The sequence below is a fragment of the Granulicatella sp. WM01 genome (genome assembly GCF_004570605.1).
Lineage (GTDB): Bacteria > Bacillota > Bacilli > Lactobacillales > Aerococcaceae > WM01.
Window position 1 is genome coordinate 1 of record NZ_SPPB01000032.1, and the last position, 22,238, is coordinate 22,238.

Genomic DNA, 22,238 nt, shown 5'->3' on the forward strand with positions numbered 1-22,238 from the left:
ACGAGGGACTAATGAAAATCACAATGGTTTAATTCGAGAATTTTTACCGAAGGGAAAATCATTTAATTTAGTACCTATTCAAATGATAACAACTATACAAAATGCGTTAAATAATAGACCTAGACGTATACTAGACTATGATACACCTCATACTATGTTTAATCGTTTGTGTGCAACGACATAAACTATAACAGAATAGGTGTAACCGTAAAGGCTCGCTACGCTAATACCTTGACCGTTACACCTATTCCATTACAAAACAACTATGTCGCACACAGACATAGACTGTGACTTTAGTATTTTTCATGTACTGTTGCACTTGGCTTTACAATTCGAGAAGATGATTTTTATAATAATTTAGATGTAATAAAGTGTTTTGGAGAACTTGATGTTTCCTCAATTATAGAATATCAAGACGAAAAAGAAAATATTATATGTACTGCTCATTTAGAACTAAGTCAATCGGGTATTTCAAGAAGATCATGGTTTGATTTACCTGAAGATACATACAAAGGAAATGGTCGTATCCGTCATGAGATGTTTAACATTACTGTAGGACCATTGTTGAATATTAAAGTTTTGAGTTTTCAATCTACAGAAGTAGGAGAAGGAGATATAACTGACAACAGTGTAGGAGGATTGAATCATTTTGAAATATTAGTTTTTAAAAATAGTGCTATTATTGGTGGAGTTCCTTTTGAAAGAATTTTGTTAGATGACGTCCCTAAAAATGATAAACTCTATTTTGGGCAAAATGAACAAGCACGTTTTAAAATTTTAGACGATTTTATATTAGGTTTGCATTCAAGTAATTCTTTAGAAAAACATCAAGAATCAATAGAAATACTAAGTAATATGTATAAACTAATGTCCAAAAGGTTTAACACAGAATTCAGATATGCTGTAGAAATTTTGATTGAACACCACAATAAATTTTTAATATGTAAAAGACAATCACATTTGAAGATTGCTCCAAACATTTGGAATGTACCTGCAGGAAAAGTTAAAGAAAATGAGGGAATCGAAGAAGCCTTGCTCAGAGAGGTAAAAGAAGAAACAAACTTAGACATCTCTAATGTAGAGTATATAGATTATCATTTTATCAATAAAAAGCATAAGCGAATTGTATTTACATATTATACTAAGGTAGAAAAAATTGAGAATTTTATTTTGGATAAGACAGAATTTTCTGAGTCTAAATGGATTAGTGCTGAAGAAGTAGATGAAATCACCTCTCTTCCTGACTATTTAAAATTCCACATTAAGAAATTAGGAGGTCTGTTATGAACCCAATTTTATTTAAGTTTTATGACCAGTTACGAAAATTTCCTAATCACTATATTTTATACTCTAATAAACAAAAATACACGATTAAAGATATCGAAAATTTTTCAAATAACATAGCTAATAGAATACACAAAGTCGTTGAAACATACATACCTTTCTATATAAAAAATGATTCTTTTCTACTCCCTGTTATTCTAGGGATTTTAAAAGCTAATAAAATCCCCATTCCATTAAATACCGCTTTGAATCTAGGTGAATCACAAAAACAAATATCAGACTTAAATTATAATATTATAATTACAGATGATGATAATTTTATCGATAACATAAACCTTTTAATAATTGATCACTTTATATTAGGTCAAGAAAAGTTAACATTTAACATATCAAATTACAACGATATTACATATTGTATTATGACATCAGGAACAACAGGAACTCCTAAGAAAATTTTATTAACTGGAGATAATCTATGTGGGATTCTAAATGAATATTACAATATCATAGAATTGTCTGTTGAATCAAAAGTTCTTATGATGACTCCTGCAACATTTGATGTTTCTTTGTCAGAAATATTAGCTCCTGTTTTCACTGGTGCAAAATTAATTTGCTTTGGTACTATTGCGAGCGATATTAATAAAAAAATCAGACATACTCTAGAGTATATAAAACAATATTCTGTAACTAATGTTTTTTTGGCCCCGGCTTTTGCTAATTTAGTTTTTAGTATGGGAGATAAAAATAATTTCAAATCGTTATCAACAGTGTCTATAGCTGGAGAAAAATTTCCGTTATCATTAAAAAAACTTTTAAAAAATCGCTTAGATACAAATAAAACGAAAGTATTCAATTTGTACGGACCAGCAGAAACAACACTTTTTGCAACGTATTACAGGTTATCCTTTAAAGAGAACGACGATATTCCTATCGGAAGACCGTTTAAGAATGTATTATTACTTTCTGAAAAAGGCGATAATAATGACATAGAATTATATATTGGTGGTATAGGTGTATCTCGAGGATATACTGACAAAAACATTACTGAGAACTATTTTAAAGAGATTGATGGAATCATATACTATAAAACGGGAGATTATGTATATATTAATCATAATGAAGACTTTGTATTTAAATGTAGAAAAGATTCCCAAATAAAATTGAATGGTGTTAGGATAGAATTAGATAGTATAGATGATAAATTAGCAGAATTTTCATTAGTAAAAGAAGTAAAGACCATTTATCACAATGAAAAAATTTACTCATTCATCGTATTACACAATAACAATGATAAAAATCAACAAAAAATAAAAGAAACTATAAAAAATACTTTCCCGAAAAACTACGCAATTCGTGTAAGATTTATTAACAAACTTCCATTGACAACAAACCGAAAAATAGATATTAACCGATTAAAAATTTCATGCAATAGTACACTCTCTGTAATGGAAAAATCAAGTGATATTAAGGAAATAATAACTAATATTTTGAACAAATCATTTGAAGCGTTGACTATTAGAGAGCTTGATTCACTAGATTTAGTTAGATTTTTTCTTGAAATTGAGAGAAAATTTAACATCATTATTCCAGATAATTCTATTGTTTCTCTCAAAAATATGGATAATCTTATCGACTTTATAATATGCCAAAATGATAACCTAGATGCTCAAAATGACTTTAAAAATATCTGTTACAAGGTAGACTTAGAAAATTTAAAAACTATTTTTGAAATTATCACTAAATTTAAAGGTATATCGAAAGATACATTATATATACAAAAGAATTATTTCGAAAAGGATTATCATTCAGTTTTATTTTTTGATATATCTCTAGATGAAAAAATTTTAATCCGCTTAGGAAAACTTTTTGATGTTCTATCTAAAAATTTTGACATAACAAAACTTTTAATTGATAAACATCATGGAAATGTTTATTTCAGATATGTGGAATGTTTAGATCCGATTATTTTTTATTCGACAAATATCCTTAAAGAACACGATATATCTAAGTTGATGTTTACAAGTAATACTTCTCCGTTGTTCTTTGTAAATATTTCTGAAACAGAAGGTGTAGCAAGATTCTACTTTTCTCATGCCATTATTGACAAGTATAAACTCTATAGATTAGGAGAAATTATTCGTTCTTATCTCTATGAACAAAAAGAAATCAAAGTATCAAGTAATTACATAAAGTTTATCGAATTCATAAAAACGCAATCAAAGCAAAATAGTCATTACTTACAAGAGTGCATTCCTATAACGAAACATACAATCCCAGATTTGCATTCACATGGATTGTTGTTCGAATTTGAAATTGATAACAAAATGAATAGCTTAGACTTAACAATACTATCAATTTATTTCATTTCAAAAATTTATTTCAAAGAAAATAAACAGGTGAACACATTGACAGGTAGCTTAATTGAAAATATAGACGAATTTGATGGGTTTGATTCTATTAACACAATCGGAGATATGCACTCAACTATTCCTTACTTCATAAACAGATGTGAACATTTAACTAGCTTCTCTGAAAAAATATATCATCTAGTCAATTTATATGCCAAAGGAATAAGTATAAGAGAAATGATTTTTGAAAATTATCCTAACTTATCTAAAAACAATAGTGAATATAAAAAATTATGGGAAAAAATGAATTTTTCAGTTAATTATATCGGAGAGATAAAAAATTTAGACTCTGAATTAACTGCATTAACCAATGATAATTATAGTTCAAAATATTTAATCATTATGACGAAAGGAAAAAATGTATTTATCTATACTCCAAGGGGTATTGAATTATCCAATGAATACCACATAGATAACCACTTGATAAAAGTGTCTAAGATTCAGATGGATAATACTATTAAAAGAGGTGAAAAATAATGAATGTTTTAATATTAGGAGGATACACTCCGGCTCATAGAAGATTATTGCAAACAGAGAATGTCAAATTGTATTTATTCCATTATACTAAGGCTATCAAGTCTTACTACAGTGAGATATATGAAATGATTTTTACTTTCAAAGACTTAAACAGACTGCAATGGGTACGTTATGGTGAGCAATTAAATACAGACGTAAAAATTGATGCTATTATTACATTTGATGATGATTTACACAAAGTTGCACTTGATTTATCATCACTATTAAATATTCCATACTTGTATAATGAAAATATAGTGGAATTAATGGTTGATAAACATAAAATGCGAACATATTTGAAAAAGAGTGGATTTTCAAATATAAGCTCAATAGTTCTAAATTCTAAAGAAGATTTAATAAATTCATTCTTAACACTCTCAACCGATGACATTATAGTGAAACCAATAGATGGAGCAGGTAGTAAATACATATATAAATTAAATAAATTCGAAAATATAGAACTATTCTATAATCATTTAGTTGCTCTAATGGATAAACTTACTTTTATTATTGAACCCTATTTAAAAGGTATAGAATATAGTGTTGAAGCATATTCAGAAGATGGAGTCCATAAAGTTTATTGTATAACAAAAAAATACAAAGATAGTCATTTTGTTGAAATGGGACATACGATACCCGCACAACTAGATAACAACACGATAGATAATATAACTGATTTTATTACAAAATTTTTAAATATTATAAAGTTTGAAAACGGGCCTTCTCATACAGAAATTATAGTATCTGAAAACAAGATAAATTTAGTAGAAAGTCAGGCAAGAGTAGGTGGAGATATGATCAACGAACTGTATGAAGCATCTACCGGTCAAGATATACTGACAAGTATCGTAAAAGGCATGATTGGCTTTAAAGTGATAAATGACATTAAATCATTAAAAGAATTAAAAGACTATAAATACTCAACTATACTCTATCGCCCGTCCATTAATGGTACTGTAACTAAGATTGAAGTAGATGAGTCAATACGTAACACCAAAGGTATTCTAGGTCATAGGTTATGGATTAAAGAGGGGGATAAATTGAGCATTAACCATAGTAGCAGCGGACGGATTGCTCAGGTTTGGGCAGTATCGTCTAATAGCGATGAATCATATAAATTAGCCGAGAAAGGATTACAATATATTAGAATCGAGACTACTCATGAAATTTAATGAATTGTCATCCAATATAAAATATAAACTAACATGCTCATTCATAAATCGAATGATAGCATCAACTATTTTCCCATTTATTGTTGTTATTATCAATAACATGTTTGATAAACAAAAAGCTAGTATAATCATTGTTATTGGCGTAATTTTTCAAATAACTTCTACAATAGCAGGAGGTATACTAGCAGATTCTATTGGTAGAAAAAAAATATTATTGTTTGGTCAAATGTGCAATCTAATCTGTGCATGTTTCATTTCTGTAATATTATTATTTAATCTAAATAAAGATATTTTTTTGTTGTTTTATCTAACAAACACATTGTTTGGTAATATACATGCTTCAGCTAAAGATGCACTGATATTAGACGGAATTGATAAAAAAGAACGACAAAAGATATATTCATTAGACTATTGGATTACCAATTTAACCACAGCTATCGGACTAATTATAGGAAGTTTATTTGTAATAAATCATTTGCCTATTTTATATACTTTATTATCTTTAGCCACTGCATATACCATTTATATCTATCAATTTAAAATTCAGTATAATTGTAGTATGGAAACACCAGGTATTAAGAAAAAGTTAATTAATATTTCAGATATTAGAGTAATATTGAAGGATAAAAACTATTTGTATTTACTCATTGGTACGGTATTGATTTTTAGTGTTGAATTGGGATTTTCAACAGTCATGAGTCTACATATGTATACTCATTTTAATGATATTAATATCTTAGGATTTACATTAACAGGCATAAACCAATTCTCGATGTTTCAAATTATTAACATGGCAATAATTGTATTTTTCTCGAACAGCATAACCAATAAAGTTATAATGTTTAATAAAAATAAAATTCTTTTTGCTGTAGCATCTATTGTTAATGTTATAGGTTATTTAATAACTATGATTTCAAATAATTTACCTTTGATGATCTTCTTTTTACTAATTGTGGCTTTTGCTGAAATAATCTATGCCCCTATAAGACAATTAGCCCAAGTAAATTTAATTCCCAACAATAGTAAAGCCCTGTATTTTGGGATTAGCAGCACATTCTTTCAATTTTCTAACCTATTAACCTCAATATACCTTATTTTGTATGATTTGACAGATATAAACACCATTGCAATTATTATTGGCTTATTTGGACTTATAGGCATAAAAATGATTAGTAAATATATACAATAAAACTTTAATGTTATAACCTTATTATTGACAATATTAAGGGTTATTCGTTACACTCTACTATCTTTATCAAAATATAAATCATGACAAACACTTCTAGTTTACATAGTAAAATGGGACTGGGAAAAAGTCTTAAAAATAAAAAAACAGCTTATAACGACGCCATCAGAAACGTTGATTCTAAGCTGTTTTCAATTTTTCAAATGTTAATCGAAAGACTAAAATTTTAGTTTTTTCCCGGTCCCCTTTATGTCCAATACATCTACTAGCCAAAAACTTAGGTTTCTTTATGACTTTTATGCATTTTTTAACTTAAAATAGTTTTTGTACTTCTTTTGGTGATTACTCTAAACGTCAGTAACATTTTGTGCCAACATTTACCTCTCATACAAAAACAACTATTACCTAACAATATAAAAAATAGCATTTTCTAACAAAGTTTCATCTAATCTCATCTCGACTGTATAGATAACACTAGCAAAGGAACACTTGACAAAAACTTACAAACGCATTTAAATCAAATACACCCTCTTGCCCTAAAATTGTTTATATAGATTAAACATGTTTACTTTTTTGCCACGCTTACTTACAATGCAAACGTGAACTATTGCATGTCATTTATATTACTAAACTTACTGTACACCATTCTCCACTCATTCTATCCAATACCGTTTTATGACTTCCCCATTTTCACTAACAAACATATTATCAAGTATGCCTCCACATGCTTCAATCGTGCAACTAGATGCGATATTATCCTCATCACAAGTCACTAAAACACGCTGAATACCTTTTTGTTCCTGCAAAAATTGCACGGCTAAACGTAAAGCTTGCTTTGCATATCCCTTACGTCTTTGACTAGGACGCACACTATACCCGATATGTCCACCTATATGATATAAAAAATCATTTAATTCATGCCTGATGTTGCACATCCCAACAAGTGTTTGGTTTTCCATTATTAAAAAGGTATGTGCTGGTACTAAATGTTCACGAACAGTTTCTTTATATCTGTCTTTTTGAACATTTTCAAGCCATTCATCAAAGGAAAACTGTGTGAGATTTGCACTCCCATGAATGCTCTCTACATTATCGTATGTTAAACATTCATTTTTGTAGTCTTCAATAAGTTGTCTATCTTCATGTGTAGGAAATCTTAAATAAATCATCTTGAATCACTCCTCCTCATTTAGTTTGTCAAATAATCTATTACAAATTTAACCATTGTCCCCAGACTATACGTTAAGGCTTTCTCATCTAAGTCAAAATATACATTATGATGTTCAGCACCCGAACCAATTTCCGAATTGGCAATGCCCACAAAAGCAAACACTATTGGTGCCAATTTTGCATAATCTGCAAATGTTTCGGAAGCATACCATGGAACATGTTCAATGACTTTATCGCCATAGAGTTCACGTGCGCCTTGTCTAGCTATTTTAGATAGTGTATCATCATTAATCACTGGTGCAGTTAATACCCCCATGCTTTCCCTAAACACAGCCTGACACAAATGTGCTTGTGCGGTTTTACTTGCTACATGTTTAAAAATATCAAGAGCTTTCTTGCCTTCATTAATATCAAAATAACGTAATGTTCCCCCAACAAAAGCAGAATCTGGAAATACATTATTCGCCGTTCCTGCATGACACTGACTCAACCCCAACGTGACGGTTTTACTTACATCAATCTGATTTGCCCATGCCGAAGCAATACCTGTTAACACATTTGCCATAGCAAAAACTGGATTAATTGATAAATCTGGTCTTGACCCATGCCCACCACGTCCAATAATATCAAATTCAATTAAAGCTGCACCTGCCATTCTAGCCCCAGAGTCAATACAAATCTCACCTGTTTGCATAAATGCTGTTAAATGTACTCCATAAACTGCATCAAGACCTAAAGGGCGTAATGCCTCAATCATGTGAGAAATACCAGATCCTATCTCCTCTCCCTCTTCAAAAATGAACACAATTTTACCTTGTAACTCTTCTTTAATGTCGAGTAATAATTGAATAGAGGCTAATACTGTCGCCATGTGCCCATCATGTCCACAGGCATGCATAGCACCGGGACGTTTTGAACAACACACACGTTTTCCTTTCAAATTCACATCTTTTTCAACCATTGGCAAAGCATCAATGTCTGTACGTACCCCTATTGTTTTTCCCACTTTTCCGGTATCCAAAACGGCATAGAATCCAGTCCCTTGTACTTCGGTAATCGGCAATCCAAAACGGCTTACTTCTTGTTTTAAAAACGCACTTGTATCATACTCTTTCCCAGAAACTTCCGGATTTTCATGTAAATAACGGCGTGTAGCTACCATGTAATGTTCATATTCACTTATTTTTTGTAATATACTTTGTTTTTCTCTCATGCCTTGCTCCTCTTTGATGAATTGATAAAATAAAAGCGTGTAAAATCAGTTATTATACTGATTTTACACGTTTATATTGCAAAATACTACAAAAAAGACTTTAGCCACTATTTTGTACAATACATCTTTTTTAGAGTGTACACACCCATTCAGTTAGACTGACTTGTTAGAAAACACATTCTTTGCTTAATCTATTTAGCCCACATCAAAACTGGTTACATATTATAAATATTGGAGCGGATTAACATATCCCGACCACAAACTCGTTGACACACCAAAATGAAGATGAACCCCTGTTGATATACCTGTAGAACCTATAATACCAAGGCGTTGTCCTTGACTTATATTCTGACCAACTGAAACAGAAACGCTACTTAAATGCATATAGTATGTATACAATCCATTTGCATGTTTTAAAATAACGGTCAATCCTCCACCAGAGCTTGTTCCTGAATAGACAACAGTTCCTGCACCAGCTGCCATAATCGGTGCTTTAGTATCACCATTGACAAAGTCAACACCTGAATGGACATCAGAATAACTTCCGATTTGACGTGTTTCTCCAAAATAACTTGTAATACTTGGATTTATAATTGGATAAATGAAACTTCCTGTACTTGCTGATGACGCTACATGTGACGTTACTGATTGACTTGTTTGTTGAGCTGCACGTGCCACAGCCTCTGCTCGTGCTTGCTGTTCAGCTTGACGTTTAGCTTCTGCTAGTTGATTTTGACGCGCTTGTTCAGCTGCCAAGCGAGCTGCTGCCTCTCTTTTTAATTGTTCAGCCTCTTCTTTTTTTGCTTGCAGTGAGTTGATTTCCTCTTGCGTTTGCGCCTTTTGCAAATCCATTTCTACTAGAGTGAGTTGTGTTTGCGTCACATTTGCAGCTAAGTTTTGCTTTAATTGATTTAAATGTGCAATATTATCTTGTTGTTTTTGTGATGTTTCTTCAATTTCTTGTTGTTTCAAAAGTAATGTGTCTTTATCTTTTTTCTGTTGCTGTAAAATATCTAAAGAATTGCCTGTGATTTGTGACATGGCAGAAATACGTGAAATGGCTTCAACAATTGATTCAGAGGTGAAAATAGCTTCAAAAAGTGTGTCTGCTCTATCCATCAATTGAATATGACGTGCTTGATCACTAATTGTTTTTGAGCGTTTTGCAATAAGTTCTTCTAAATCTGTAATTTCTGTCATAAGTTGAGTTAGTGTATTTTGTGTCTTATCAATATCAGCTTGTGTATCTTCGATTTGCTTATTTACTGATGTCTGTTCTGTTATCAAATCACTTAAGACTTGTGATTCATTTAATTTTGAGCGTTCAATCTGTTGTAATTTTTTTTGCTGTTCTTGAATTTTATCATCGAATTCATCTGCATAAGCTGCTCTAGTTGATAATCCTCCTATACAAAGAATCCCTATACCTAATCCTGTAATTATCCATTTTCTCATGTCTATAACTCTCCTTATAGTCAAATGATTTTATCATTTTATACATACTACCATAAGTTGAATATTCACCTATCAAATATGCTTACATTTTATAAAATTGTAAATACGATGTAATATTTGTTACATTATCACATATTTATCTTATTTTTTTCTCTATTTTACCTATTTAAACATCATGATACTCACTTTATTTTAATAAAAAACCTAAATCACTCATAAAAATTTCATGTTTTTTGATAAAATCATAGGTTTTTATCAAAAATTCATATATAATGCTTATGATATATTTGCTATAAAAAATGTATACACATCTACAGTAAAGGAGAGAGGTTATTGTTGCAACACAATACGTGTCATAGTCACAACATACAAAAATTATTTATCATCACAACACTTGCGATGATGTTTCCATTTCCAATAGCGTGTTTGCTCTTTTTTATAGCAACCATTTTATTATTATTTCAAAAATCTTTTCGTGAATTGGTAAAACAGTCATTACCACATAAATTACTTGGTGCATTTTTCAGCGTATCGTCTATTGCTTCGCTGCTAGCACAAAATTACCTAGGTGCTGCAATCACTCTAGCATTAATGATATTTGCCATTTATTTTACATATTACGTCAATTACGTTTCGAAAAAAACATTTGAATGTTTATTAGATATTTTACTGACATGCAGTTTTTTCCATGCTATATATGCCTCTTTAGAAGCTTGGTTTATTCTTCCACCAGTTGATTATAATGCATTACACCCTATGCTTGTCACATGGAGGGATGGACGTGCGGATTCATTTTTCTTTAATCCTAATTATTACGCCCTCTTTTGTGCGTTTACTGTACTGATTGCAGGCTACAAAATCTACTATGCCTCATCACTTAAACAGTATGTCTGGTATGGAGTTGTAGCACTATTTAATGGATTTGGCATGTTATTTACATTAACACGTACCATTTTACCCTCTCTACTTATCGCATTATTAGCATTTGTTATCTTTATCCGTTCACGTCGCTTAAAACGCCTTATCGGATTGATTACAATCATTATTATCGTGGTTGCTATACTATTTTATCGACATATTCCACGATTTGACTTAGAGGCTATTGATGAGCATATTGATATTCGCTTAGATATTTGGGTAAGTTCATTTACAGAATTTTTTAACGCTCCACTCATCGGTCAAGGCCCCTTAACTTATATGACAATTTATGAAAAATACAATAGTTATCCTACACAACATGCTCATAATCTCTTGTTAGATACATTGTTGAATTATGGAATAATTGGATTTGTCTTAATCAGTAGACTTTGTTATGACTTAATTTTACCGTTGAAAAGCATTAAAAATTCTTACCAATTAAAAGCATTGTATTCGTTGGGCATGAGTTTTATTGTACTCGTTGTTGTGCATGGTATCATGGACGTTACAATCTTCTGGGTACAAACATTATTTGTCTTTTTACTCGTTATCTTAGCCATTCCTAACTTGCAACGAGAAGATACATCCATTCATGACCTTAACAATTAAATATAGGTTCTATAGATAGTAGTCTTTCAGCGACGATTTTATCTATAGAACCTTTTTCTAATGACACAAAAACTTAAATAAAGCACTTTTCCCTTAATTTAACACTACAGACATTGTTGATATGATGTTGATGAGCAGAAAAGACTACCAACATCATTATTTTTGTATAACTAGATGAAACACATCTGTTTTTTACCAACATAATGTGGCAGAAATCCCATTTTTTCTATCTTTAGTGTGAGATACGATTTTAAAACCCTTGCTCTTTCAACCAATCCGTTGTTTTAGGATTAGGTCTTTTCTCATAAAAATCTGCAAACTTTTGACTCCACTCTTTTGTTTCACGTTTCTCTGCAAAAAGACGCATCGTTTTATCATATCCTTGCACGTCCTCTAGTTTGACTGGCTGAGTATAAGTTTCTTTAAAAACTTTAGGCAAACGAGGTTTGACACGTTCCACTTCTTGAGTTGTATCTATTTCTCCAATGCTTAACCCACAGATTGGATAAACGTATTTTGGTAATTTAAACTGTTTTATAATATGATTGGCAATATGTCGAACTCCTCCTACGCATACCGTGCCATATCCTAAGGATTCAGCAGCAATAATGGCATTTTGCATCGCAAGAGCCACATCAACTGTTCCAATCATTAACACATCTGGATTATCTTCAACATCAAAACTAGCTTGACGATAGTCACTTGCCACTTGTAAATGAGAAAAATCCATACAAAATAAAAGGAATACACTACTGCTGGCAATATGTGGATTACGTGGTGTCCATTCAACCAATTGTTCTTTGGTTTGTTGATTTTCCACAACAATAATACTAAAATGCTGTCCATTCATATAGGTTGGTGCTTGGATACTTGCTTCTAAAATATTTTGCAAATGCTCATGAGACATTGTTTTTCCTTTGACAAAATGTCTAGTGGTACGATGATTTTTTAATAAATGAATAGTATTGTTCATTTTTAAACCTCCTTAAAATAATTATATCAAAGCTATTGCATTATTTCTAATTTACGGTATGATTATATATAATTTACGATATAAGGAGATGATATGTATGAAACCTATTATTGGTATAGCCGCAAATATTATGTTGCACCCTATTGAAGCATTAAAAAATACCCAAGTTGCTTATACACCTTACGATTTTGTCACGGGTATTGCAAATTGTGGAGGAGTTCCTATGATTATTCCAATAACAGACTGTCAACATATCAAGACTTATGTAAATTCTATTCACGGTCTTATTTTAGCCGGCGGGCAAGATATTTCTCCACTCCTTTACAGCGAGGAACCTAGACCTGAATTAAACGAAACCATGCCTCTTAGAGATCAATTTGAAATTGCACTCATTCATGAAACATTGAAACAAAAAAAACCAATTTTTGGGATATGCCGTGGTTTACAAATTATCAATGTTGCTAAAGGTGGTACTTTATACCAAGACTTAAATAGTCAGCTTCATGTAAATATCAAACATATTCAAGATACATTACCGCATTTTACAGAACATTCCATAAACACAACTGAAAATAGCATTATTCGCCGTCTTGTTGGCGAAAAATCTTTTGTCAATACATTGCATCATCAAGCGATTAAAGATTTAGCACCTAGTCTAAAAGCAACTGCATTTAGCCCTGACGGACTAATTGAAGCGATTGAGTCTGAAGATGAAACACAATATATTTTAGCGGTACAATGGCATCCTGAAATTCTATTAGAAAGTCAACATACCGAATCTATTGCGTTATTTTCAGAATTTGTCAAACAGTGCCAACAACATATTTTGACATAAGAAATGCATATAGGCATAAAATCAACAAACCTTCCCTATACTGATTGCCATTTTAAACTAGGCTGAAAACAGTAATAACATCGTTTATCCACACATTAAAAAAAGGCTTTAAATCAATGTCCTACACACCTTGATTTAAAGCCTTTTTTAATTTTCTGCTCCTCCATAACTTATATCCTAAATTTTCGAAAAAAGTGTACCGATGCTAAAAGTCAATTCAAAAAATATCCCCCCCACTTAACACGAACAAAGCTACTAAGGGCAATCACAATCTAAACATAAAAAGTTCGAGGATATTAGCACTTAAAATAGTAAAACAAACTCCTGTCGAGTGTGTATGATGAACTATTTATAAAAACTATAGTACATACACATCAATAAAATCTTTTAATATAGGACTAGATATAACACCTAGTCATATATACATTTTCTTACTAAAAACATATTCAATTTTTTATTCTACAGGTTTTCCGTCTTTAAATTTTATTTTTTTACTCTCTATATGTTTCCAGAAAAAATTTTGTTCTGCAATCGGAACAAGTTTAATGTCAATATCTTGACAAATGATATCAATCGTCATATTTGCCACGACAATATGGTAGCTATTCAAGAAATAATTGTATTCAGATACCTTTATATCTTGTGCAGCGTAGCCTAATAACATGCCAAAGCTGGTAGCATCTTTTATATTATATTCTCTAGCAATAACTTCTTTTGGCGCTCCTTCCGGCATACCTCTTGAAGCCAACCAACCTGCATCTGTATCGTAGGCTACTTTATAACACCGTAAAAATGTGATTTCATAACAATATTCGGTTTCTCCATAACCTTGTCTATACTGTTGGATATAAAGTCTAGCTTCATCTCCTAAATGTTGAATGTTAAAATCCAACAACTGCGCATCCCAGTACTCTATATTCTCTAAAGCTCTCTGTATTTTTTTAATATTCTTATTTCTTAAACATTTTTGATAAAATTGATTAATTGTATCGTAAATTTTTTTAACAGTATTTATCATTTTATTTAGATAGCCAAACATGCTATCTACACAACTCCTTCTTTTATATTATATTCACTCATATCTTTACTAGTATCTTCCAATAAGCCCTAAATGTCAACATATTCTTATTTCTATTCCCCACCTTTCAACAATAATATATACTTTGACCTTTCCACTCTTTCCCATTGCAAAATAAACTATATCATTATCTTCTCTTTTAGTAAATAGGATTAAATTTCTACTGGAATATATTTTTTACATAAATCAACATATACTAATCCTAACGTTATTAATCTAATAAGCTACTGAATAAGCACTCTCCACCTCTCATAATATGCCCACCGTATTTATTTCTAAATTCTATCTTCTCACCCTCGCTTCAATTGCTTCTCCCCATATTTTAGGTTTTCCAATCTTAGTTTTAAAGCGATTATCCATCTCTTTTAATAAATTCGTTATACTTTCTACTATTAACTTTCACATCAAATCTATCCCTTTTTTACAGTTACAACTCTAGTATTCTCTATCGTAATTGATCGAACCTTGAGCAAATATAATCTCCGACGCTTTATAATCCATTAATTTTTTCATATACTTTTCAGCCTGATTGTTCATTAATATATCTTCATCGCCTGAGATAATATCTCAGTTAACATATTTAGAAACAAGATTACTGATTGTACTAGTTTCTCGTCCAAGTGGATAAATGTTTATAGTGAACTTTCTTATAACAACTACAGAAAAATAATCCTATGCATACATAATAAAGTCTAGATATTTCCTGACAATTGATTATTTTAATATAGAATATTAGAACTATTTAATAGCACCATACATCAATAAAATTTTTTTAATATAGGGCAGATATGACATCTAATATTATATACGTACTTTTCCTGACAATAAAGTTTTCTATTCTAGTATTCATCTTTTCTTCGAACTTAGTTTTCAAGATGTTTCCAGAAAAAATTTTGTTCTGCAATTGGAACAAGTTTAATGTCAATATCTTGACAAATAATATCAATCGTCATATTTGCCACGACAATATGGTATCTATTCAAGAAATAATTATACTCGGACACCTCTATATCTTGTGCAGCATAACTCAATAACATTCCCAATCGTGTAACATCTTTTATATTATATTCTCTAGCAATAACTTCTTTTGACGTTCCATCCGGCATCTTCCTTGAAGCCATCCATCCCGCATCCGTATCATAGGCCACTTTATAACATCTTAAAAATGTGATTTCATAACAATAATCCGTTTCTCCATAACCTGGTCTATATTTATATTGTTGAATATATAATTTAGCTTCATCTCCTAAATATTGAATTTTAAAATCTAAAAGTTGCGCATCACAATATTTTATAGTATCAATCTTTGCTTGCATTTCTTCAATATTCATCTTTTACTCCTTCTTATAATTTGATTTAATATGTCCATCTGGTGAACGTCTACCTGCTTTATTTCCAGTAACACCTAAATAGGTAATGTCTGATACTCCTCCACTTATCATTCCTGATACTATAACTACTAATTTTAGTTTAAAGCAAATTTTATTTTTTCAAACTCTCCAATAATTTTTAAATATAAATTACACCTTTTTGTTTTCTAATAGATTCTCTAAGTGAATTTTTCATTAATATATGTTTAAATATCACATCTATATACTAGAAATTCAATATAATCACCATCTACTAAATCTCCAGGAATAACATATACTCCACCTAACATAAATTCACCTACCTGAACTAATCCTCTCTTTCTATCAATAACTTTACCATTTATATATTGTTTTAAATTTCCTAAATACTTTATCTGATATTTATTTTCATAACTTTTAAATATCTCTTCATATCCTAATATAAAAATTGAATTTTTGATGCTCTCACCCTCTTTTAAATTAAAAGGATGTGCAAAACAAACAAGTTGGTGCTCACCATCACTTAACGTAACTTCTGCTTCTTCATTATCTTTATCTATCCACTCAATATTTATAATTTTTATCATCACTAACCTCTTTACTTAGTTAAATTTAAACTTGGAGCTTTTTCAATTAATTGTTCTATGGTTTTGACATGAAATGTAGTAATAGCACCACCTGTTCTATCCAAACCAACAAATAAATACTTCGTTGATTTCCCACTATATCCTGCAAAATGAACATAGGCATTTAATTCTAGAACAAATGTATCATTATTGATGACATAATTAGCATCTAATAAATGATTTTCTAAAGAATATGTTGTTTTACCTAGTCTTTGAGAACATCTACAGCGTATTTAGAAATAGGATTGCTGATTGTACTCGTTACTTGTCCAAGTGGATAAATATTTATAGTGACCTCTCTTATGACAACTACAGAAAAATAATCTGGTGCATACATAATAAAGTCTAGATATTTCATGACAATTAATTCTTTTAAAATAGAATAGTCATACTATTTAATAACACATACACATCAATAAAATCTTTTAATATAGGACTAGATATAACACCTAGTCCTATATACGTACTTTTCCTAACAATTGAGTTTTCTATTTTAGTATTCAGTTTTTTCTTTGAATTTAATTTTCAAGATGCTTCCAGAAAAAATTTTGTTCTGCAATCGGAACAAGTTTAATGTCAATATCTTGACAAATAATATCAATCGTCATATTTGCCACGACAATATGATATCTATTCAAAAAATAATTATATTCGGACACCTCTATATCTTGTGCAGCATAACTCAATAACATTCCCAATCGTGTAACATCTTTTATATTATATTCTCTAGCGATAACTTGTTCAAATGTTCCATCTGCTAATCTGTTTCCTGAAGCTAACCAGCCTGCATCTGTATCGTAAGCTACTTTATAACATCTTAAAAATGTGATTTCATAACAATAATCCGTTTCTCCATAACCTGGTCTATATTGTTGAATATAAAGTCTAGCTTCATCTCCTAAATGCTGAATTTTAAAATCTAATAACTGTGAATCCCAATATTCTAATTTTTCAAACTCTTCTTGCAATGCTTCAATATTCTTATTCATTCGGTTGTCCTCCTAAATAATTCGATTTAATATGTCCATCTGGCGAACTTTCGTCTACTCTATTTCCATTAATGTCTAATAACTGTTTATTTTCATCATACACATGCATATGGTAATATGGTGTATCTTTATCAGGTCTATCAAACCTAAATCGTCTAACTCCATTTTCATCATATAAGTGATAGAACCTGTCATTAATTTTTGTATTAAATCAAAATAATGAATTTTAATTAACTTATATTTTGTTAGATAATTTTAAATCACTTATAACTAACAGATATAAATAATCCAATCCGTTTTTTTCAATATATTTTGTAATATAGTCTATTGCTTTATTAACAGAATATTTTGAGTAATCCAAAATATTTAATGTATTCAGTTCTTCTCTAGATACATGCCAACTATCATATGTTGAATTTAAGTTTACTCCGTCATACGAAATAACATCTCCTCCTAGAATAATTCTGTTATTTCTTTCCAGGTACTCACATACTTCCCAAATGTCCTCAGCCAACCAAGCATATTCACCGTCCATTCCTAGCGAAGCTAGACTTACCCCTTTTTGATATAACTCCTGTGGTAGAAAATCTTTTATCATCTAAACCATGCTCCTTTTTTAATGATAAGGTTTAAAAAGTCTATGATTAATATAGCCATTTGGCTCTATAATATATTCAAATACTACATCTTTTCCATTATAGCTACCTTGTATTTCAAGTAATTTTCTTGTTAATCCATCTCTCCCTATAATTTCAGTAAGCTTACCGTATGCTCCAAAAGCATCTACAGATTTCGGAAAACTATGATATTCCCTACTTGATTATTCATCTGCTTTAATACTTTATCGCTATATATTGTTTTCTCTAAAGGATTATATTCAAGTACAACATATTTTTCAACATCATTTACTGTACTATGTTCCCCATGATTAATCTTCCCTACAACAGCGTTTACTCCCGCATTAATGCCAAGATTAAACACCACACTCTCTAGAGTAATCTCATTCCCTAGCACAACGTCTTTGAGAACATATACACCTGTTTCTGCTACAGTTTCTACAGCGTATTTAGAAATAGAATTGCTGATTGCACTCGTTACTCATTCAAGTGAATAAATGTTTATAGTGAACTTTCTTATAACAACTACAGAAAAATAATCTGATGCATACATGATAAAGTTTAGATATTTCCTGACAATTAGTTCTTTTAATATAGAATAGTAGGACTATCTAATAACACAATACATCAATAAATTTTTTAATATAGGACTAGACAATACACCTAGTCCTATATACATTTTCTTACTACCACCAAGTTTAATATAAATATCTTTTACTCTTCTATTATTGGTTTCCAATTCTCAAATTTTACTCGCTTACTCTGTATATGTTTCCAGAAAAAATTTTGTTCTGCAATTGGAACAAGTTTAATGTCAATATCTTGACAAATAATATCAATCGTCATGTTTGCCACGACAATATGGTAGCTATTCAAGAAATAATTGTATTCAGATACCTTTATATCTTGTGCAGCGTAGCCCAATAACATGCCAAAGCTGGTAGCATCTTTTATATTATATTCTCTAGCAATGACTTGGTTATTATATCGACTAGGTCCCCGGTAAGCTAACCAGCCTGCATCTGTATCGTAAGCTACTTTATAACACCTTAAAAATGTGATTTCATAACAATAATCCGTTTCTCCATAACCTGGTCTGTATTGTTGAATATAAAGTCTTGCTTCATCTCCTAAATATTGAATTTTAAAATCTAGCAATTGTGCATCCCAATACTCTGTATTATCTAAAGCCTCTTGTATTTTATTAATATTTTTATTCATCCGGTTGTCCTCCTAAATAATTTGATTTAATATGTCCATCTATCGAACTTTCTTATAACAACTCTAGAAAAATAATCTGATGCATACATAATAAAGTCTAGATATAGGACTAGATATGACACCTAGTCCTATACATTTCTTACTAAAAACATATTCAATTTTTTATTCTACAGGCTTTCCGTCTTTAAATTTTGTTTTTTTACTCTCTATATGTTTCCAGAAAAAATTTTGTTCTGCAATCGGAACAAGTTTAATGTCAATATCTTGACAAATAATATCAATCGTCATGTTTGCCACGACAATATGATATCTATTCAAGAAATAATTGTATTCAGATACCTTTATATCTTGTGCAGCGTAGCCTAATAACATGCCAAAGCTGGTAGCATCTTTTATATTATATTGTCTAGAAATAACTTCTTTTGGCGGTCCATACGGCATCCCTCTCAAAGCCATCCATCCCGCATCCGTATCGTAGGCTACTTTATAACATCTTAAAAATGTGATTTCATAACAATACTCGGTATCATTGCATTCATCACTATATTGCTGAATATAAAGTCTTGCTTCATCTCCTAAATATTGAATTTTAAAATCTAATAACTGTGAATCCCAATATTCTAATTTTTCAAACTCTTCTTGCAATGCTTCAATATTCTTATTCATCCGGCTGTCCTCCTAAATAATTTGATTTAATATGTCCATCTGGTGAACTTTTTTTCACCCTGTTTCCATCAAGGTCCACTAAATTCTCCTGTTCATCATATGCATGCATATGATAATAAGGTGTATGACTATCAGGTGGGTCGAATCTAAAACGTTTCTTTCCGTTATTATCATATACATGATAATAAGGATTATGTTTTGTAAGCTCCCAATCTGACGGCACTAATGGTTCAATTTCTTCAATCGTCATCTCTGAAATTTCTTGATACGAAAAATCCATTAGTTTTTTCGTATATTGTTCAACTGGATTGTTCGTTAGTATATCATCATTTGGATTAGCTTTGCTTTGATTAATCTTCCCTACAACAGCGTTTAATCCCGCATTAATGCCAAGATTAAACACCACACTCTCTGGAGTAATCTCATTCCCTAACACAACGTCTTTGAGAACATCTACACCTGTTTCTGCTACAGTTTCTACAGCATATTTAGAAATAGGATTGCTGATTGTACTCGTTACTCATTCAAGTGAATAAATGTTTATAGCGAACTTTCTTATAACAACTCTAGAAAAATAATCCTATGCATACATGATGAAGTTTAAATATTTCATGACAATTAGTTCTTTTAATATAGAATAGTAGGACTATTTAATAGCACAATACATCAATAAATTTTTTAATATAGGACTAGATATGACACCTAGTCCTATATACATTTCTTACTAAAAACATATTCAATTTTTTATTCCACAGGCTTTCCGTCTTTAAATTTTGTTTTTTTACTCTCTATATGTTTCCAGAAAAAATTTTGTTCTGCAATCGGAACAAGTTTAATGTCCATATCTTGACAAATAATATCAATCGTCATGTTTGCCACGACAATATGATATCTATTCAAGAAATAATTATATTCAGATACCTTTATATATTGTGCAGCGTAGCCTAATAACATGCCAAAGCTGGTAGCATCTTTTATATTATATTCTCTAGCAATAACTTGTTCAAATGTTCCATCTGCTAATCTGTTTCCTGAAGCTAACCAGCCTGCATCTGTATCGTAAGCTACTTTATAACACCTTAAAAATGTGATTTCATAACAATACTCGGTATCATTGCATTCATCACTATATTGCTGAATATAAAGTCTTGCTTCATCTCCTAAATATTGAATTTTAAAATCTAATAACTGTGAATCCCAATATTCTAATTTTTCAAACTCTTCTTGCAATGCTTCAACATTCTTATTCATCTGGCTGTCCTCCTAAATAATTTGATTTAATATGTCCATCTGGCGAACTTTCTTATAACAACTATAGAAAAATAATCCTATGCATACATGATAAAGTTTAGATATTTCCTGACAATTAATTTTTGTAAAACAGAATAGCAATACTATTTAATAGCATACACATCAATAAAATATTTTAACATAGGACTAGATATGACACCTAGTCCTATATACATTTTCTTACTACCACCAAGTTTAATATAAATATCTTTTACTCTTCTATTATTGGTTTCCAATTCTCAAATTTTATTTTTTTACTCTGTATATGTTTCCAGAAAAAATTTTGTTCTGCAATCGGAACAAGTTTAATATCAATATCTTGACAAATGATATCAATCGTCATGTTTGCCACGACAATATGGTAGCTATTCAAGAAATAATTGTATTCAGATACCTTTATATCTTGTGCAGCGTAGCCTAATAACATGCCAAAGCTGGTAGCATCTTTTATATTATATTCTCTAGCAATAACTTGTTCAAATGTTCCATCTGCTAATCTGTTTCCTGAAGCTAACCAGCCTGCATCTGTATCGTAAGCTACTTTATAACATCTGAAAAATGTGATTTCATAACAATAATCAGTTTCTCCATAACCTGGTCTATATTGTTGAATATAAAGTCTAGCTTCATCTCCTAAATGTTGAATGTTAAAATCTAGCAATT

At 30.6% G+C, this 22,238-nt stretch carries 22 protein-coding genes and 1 pseudogene; 7 read left to right on the forward strand and 16 right to left on the reverse strand.

What is annotated here, in order from left to right:
- From E4T68_RS09545 to E4T68_RS05415, 5 genes and pseudogenes are all read left to right on the forward strand, one after another.
- A pseudogene (locus tag E4T68_RS09545) lies at positions 1 to 184 on the forward strand (IS30 family transposase); the annotation flags it as partial.
- A 353-nt stretch (positions 185 to 537) separates the two neighbouring features.
- Complete coding sequence (locus E4T68_RS05400) at positions 538 to 1,287, forward strand: NUDIX hydrolase (protein ID WP_135124875.1); 750 nt, start codon at positions 538 to 540, stop codon at positions 1,285 to 1,287.
- Positions 1,284 to 4,169: an AMP-binding protein gene (locus tag E4T68_RS05405; RefSeq protein WP_135124877.1), complete on the forward strand. Its 2,886-nt coding sequence runs from the start codon at positions 1,284 to 1,286 to the stop codon at positions 4,167 to 4,169. Before E4T68_RS05400 ends, E4T68_RS05405 begins: the two co-directional genes overlap by 4 nt.
- Positions 4,169 to 5,380 carry an ATP-grasp domain-containing protein gene (locus E4T68_RS05410; RefSeq protein WP_135124879.1) on the forward strand — a complete coding sequence of 404 codons (1,212 nt, stop codon included), beginning with the start codon at positions 4,169 to 4,171 and terminating at the stop codon, positions 5,378 to 5,380. Before E4T68_RS05405 ends, E4T68_RS05410 begins: the two co-directional genes overlap by 1 nt.
- On the forward strand, positions 5,370 to 6,569 hold the full coding sequence (locus tag E4T68_RS05415; RefSeq protein WP_135124880.1) for an MFS transporter: 1,200 nt from the start codon (positions 5,370 to 5,372) through the stop codon (positions 6,567 to 6,569). The genes E4T68_RS05410 and E4T68_RS05415 overlap by 11 nt, the downstream gene beginning before the upstream one ends.
- Before the next feature lie 650 nt (positions 6,570 to 7,219).
- Here E4T68_RS05415 and E4T68_RS05420 read toward each other — a convergent pair.
- From E4T68_RS05420 to E4T68_RS05430, 3 genes are all read right to left on the reverse strand, one after another.
- The gene (locus tag E4T68_RS05420) at positions 7,220 to 7,735 is read right to left on the reverse strand and encodes a GNAT family N-acetyltransferase (protein WP_135124882.1); all 516 of its coding nucleotides are present in this window, start codon (positions 7,733 to 7,735) and stop codon (positions 7,220 to 7,222) included.
- Between the two features lie 20 nt (positions 7,736 to 7,755).
- Entirely contained in the window at positions 7,756 to 8,949 is a 1,194-nt protein-coding gene (locus tag E4T68_RS05425) for an amidohydrolase (RefSeq protein ID WP_135124884.1), read from the reverse strand.
- Between the two features lie 222 nt (positions 8,950 to 9,171).
- Positions 9,172 to 10,404, reverse strand: a complete 1,233-nt coding sequence (locus E4T68_RS05430; protein WP_135124886.1) for a murein hydrolase activator EnvC — start codon at positions 10,402 to 10,404, stop codon at positions 9,172 to 9,174.
- A 399-nt stretch (positions 10,405 to 10,803) separates the two neighbouring features.
- On the opposite strand from E4T68_RS05430, the gene E4T68_RS05435 reads away from it, so the two are divergent.
- Entirely contained in the window at positions 10,804 to 11,931 is a 1,128-nt protein-coding gene (locus E4T68_RS05435) for an O-antigen ligase (protein ID WP_135124888.1), read from the forward strand.
- A gap of 250 nt (positions 11,932 to 12,181) precedes the next feature.
- Here the strand turns inward: E4T68_RS05435 and E4T68_RS05440 are convergent, their stop codons facing one another.
- Entirely contained in the window at positions 12,182 to 12,904 is a 723-nt protein-coding gene (locus tag E4T68_RS05440) for a nitroreductase family protein (RefSeq protein ID WP_135124890.1), read from the reverse strand.
- 97 nt (positions 12,905 to 13,001) lie between these two features.
- On the opposite strand from E4T68_RS05440, the gene E4T68_RS05445 reads away from it, so the two are divergent.
- Positions 13,002 to 13,739, forward strand: a complete 738-nt coding sequence (locus tag E4T68_RS05445; protein ID WP_135124892.1) for a gamma-glutamyl-gamma-aminobutyrate hydrolase family protein — start codon at positions 13,002 to 13,004, stop codon at positions 13,737 to 13,739.
- Positions 13,740 to 14,193: 454 nt separating this feature from the next.
- Here the strand turns inward: E4T68_RS05445 and E4T68_RS05450 are convergent, their stop codons facing one another.
- From E4T68_RS05450 to E4T68_RS09300, 12 genes are all read right to left on the reverse strand, one after another.
- Positions 14,194 to 14,778 (reverse strand): hypothetical protein, encoded by a 585-nt coding sequence (locus E4T68_RS05450; protein WP_135124894.1) that lies wholly within the window; start codon positions 14,776 to 14,778, stop codon positions 14,194 to 14,196.
- Positions 14,779 to 15,680: 902 nt separating this feature from the next.
- Positions 15,681 to 16,148: a hypothetical protein gene (locus E4T68_RS05455; protein ID WP_135124896.1), complete on the reverse strand. Its 468-nt coding sequence runs from the start codon at positions 16,146 to 16,148 to the stop codon at positions 15,681 to 15,683.
- A gap of 245 nt (positions 16,149 to 16,393) precedes the next feature.
- Complete coding sequence (locus E4T68_RS05460) at positions 16,394 to 16,753, reverse strand: hypothetical protein (RefSeq protein ID WP_135124898.1); 360 nt, start codon at positions 16,751 to 16,753, stop codon at positions 16,394 to 16,396.
- Between the two features lie 244 nt (positions 16,754 to 16,997).
- A complete protein-coding gene (locus tag E4T68_RS09295; RefSeq protein WP_167753828.1) occupies positions 16,998 to 17,150 on the reverse strand; it encodes a hypothetical protein in 153 nt (50 codons plus the stop codon).
- 160 nt (positions 17,151 to 17,310) lie between these two features.
- Positions 17,311 to 17,781 carry a hypothetical protein gene (locus E4T68_RS05465; protein WP_135124900.1) on the reverse strand — a complete coding sequence of 157 codons (471 nt, stop codon included), beginning with the start codon at positions 17,779 to 17,781 and terminating at the stop codon, positions 17,311 to 17,313.
- 235 nt (positions 17,782 to 18,016) lie between these two features.
- Entirely contained in the window at positions 18,017 to 18,379 is a 363-nt protein-coding gene (gene imm40 / locus E4T68_RS05475; RefSeq protein ID WP_135124904.1) for an Imm40 family immunity protein, read from the reverse strand.
- 185 nt (positions 18,380 to 18,564) lie between these two features.
- The gene (locus E4T68_RS09550; protein ID WP_209305056.1) at positions 18,565 to 18,795 is read right to left on the reverse strand and encodes a hypothetical protein; all 231 of its coding nucleotides are present in this window, start codon (positions 18,793 to 18,795) and stop codon (positions 18,565 to 18,567) included.
- Positions 18,796 to 19,112: 317 nt separating this feature from the next.
- Positions 19,113 to 19,619 carry a hypothetical protein gene (locus E4T68_RS05485; protein ID WP_135124906.1) on the reverse strand — a complete coding sequence of 169 codons (507 nt, stop codon included), beginning with the start codon at positions 19,617 to 19,619 and terminating at the stop codon, positions 19,113 to 19,115.
- A 162-nt stretch (positions 19,620 to 19,781) separates the two neighbouring features.
- Positions 19,782 to 20,285, reverse strand: a complete 504-nt coding sequence (locus tag E4T68_RS05490; protein WP_135124908.1) for a hypothetical protein — start codon at positions 20,283 to 20,285, stop codon at positions 19,782 to 19,784.
- The gene (locus E4T68_RS05495; RefSeq protein WP_135124910.1) at positions 20,278 to 20,721 is read right to left on the reverse strand and encodes a hypothetical protein; all 444 of its coding nucleotides are present in this window, start codon (positions 20,719 to 20,721) and stop codon (positions 20,278 to 20,280) included. The genes E4T68_RS05490 and E4T68_RS05495 overlap by 8 nt, the downstream gene beginning before the upstream one ends.
- Before the next feature lie 308 nt (positions 20,722 to 21,029).
- On the reverse strand, positions 21,030 to 21,536 hold the full coding sequence (locus E4T68_RS05500) for a hypothetical protein (protein WP_135124912.1): 507 nt from the start codon (positions 21,534 to 21,536) through the stop codon (positions 21,030 to 21,032).
- A gap of 250 nt (positions 21,537 to 21,786) precedes the next feature.
- On the reverse strand, positions 21,787 to 22,238 hold a 452-nt coding region (locus tag E4T68_RS09300), incomplete at its 5' end, for a hypothetical protein (RefSeq protein ID WP_167753829.1).

Bases quoted from the DNA above. Each gene is read 5' to 3' on its own strand.
- E4T68_RS05400 (WP_135124875.1), top strand. From the start codon at position 538: ATGTTTAACATTACTGTAGGACCATTGTTGAATATTAAAGTTTTGAGT.
- E4T68_RS05405 (WP_135124877.1), top strand. From the start codon at position 1,284: ATGAACCCAATTTTATTTAAGTTTTATGACCAGTTACGAAAATTTCCT.
- E4T68_RS05410 (WP_135124879.1), top strand. From the start codon at position 4,169: ATGAATGTTTTAATATTAGGAGGATACACTCCGGCTCATAGAAGATTA.
- E4T68_RS05415 (WP_135124880.1), top strand. From the start codon at position 5,370: ATGAAATTTAATGAATTGTCATCCAATATAAAATATAAACTAACATGC.
- E4T68_RS05420 (WP_135124882.1), bottom strand. From the start codon at position 7,735: ATGATTTATTTAAGATTTCCTACACATGAAGATAGACAACTTATTGAA.
- E4T68_RS05425 (WP_135124884.1), bottom strand. From the start codon at position 8,949: ATGAGAGAAAAACAAAGTATATTACAAAAAATAAGTGAATATGAACAT.
- E4T68_RS05430 (WP_135124886.1), bottom strand. From the start codon at position 10,404: ATGAGAAAATGGATAATTACAGGATTAGGTATAGGGATTCTTTGTATA.
- E4T68_RS05435 (WP_135124888.1), top strand. From the start codon at position 10,804: ATGATGTTTCCATTTCCAATAGCGTGTTTGCTCTTTTTTATAGCAACC.
- E4T68_RS05440 (WP_135124890.1), bottom strand. From the start codon at position 12,904: ATGAACAATACTATTCATTTATTAAAAAATCATCGTACCACTAGACAT.
- E4T68_RS05445 (WP_135124892.1), top strand. From the start codon at position 13,002: ATGAAACCTATTATTGGTATAGCCGCAAATATTATGTTGCACCCTATT.
- E4T68_RS05450 (WP_135124894.1), bottom strand. From the start codon at position 14,778: ATGTTTGGCTATCTAAATAAAATGATAAATACTGTTAAAAAAATTTAC.
- E4T68_RS05455 (WP_135124896.1), bottom strand. From the start codon at position 16,148: ATGAATATTGAAGAAATGCAAGCAAAGATTGATACTATAAAATATTGT.
- E4T68_RS05460 (WP_135124898.1), bottom strand. From the start codon at position 16,753: ATGATAAAAATTATAAATATTGAGTGGATAGATAAAGATAATGAAGAA.
- E4T68_RS09295 (WP_167753828.1), bottom strand. From the start codon at position 17,150: ATGAAATATCTAGACTTTATTATGTATGCACCAGATTATTTTTCTGTA.
- E4T68_RS05465 (WP_135124900.1), bottom strand. From the start codon at position 17,781: ATGAATAAGAATATTGAAGCATTGCAAGAAGAGTTTGAAAAATTAGAA.
- imm40 (WP_135124904.1), bottom strand. From the start codon at position 18,379: ATGATAAAAGATTTTCTACCACAGGAGTTATATCAAAAAGGGGTAAGT.
- E4T68_RS05485 (WP_135124906.1), bottom strand. From the start codon at position 19,619: ATGAATAAAAATATTAATAAAATACAAGAGGCTTTAGATAATACAGAG.
- E4T68_RS05490 (WP_135124908.1), bottom strand. From the start codon at position 20,285: ATGAATAAGAATATTGAAGCATTGCAAGAAGAGTTTGAAAAATTAGAA.
- E4T68_RS05500 (WP_135124912.1), bottom strand. From the start codon at position 21,536: ATGAATAAGAATGTTGAAGCATTGCAAGAAGAGTTTGAAAAATTAGAA.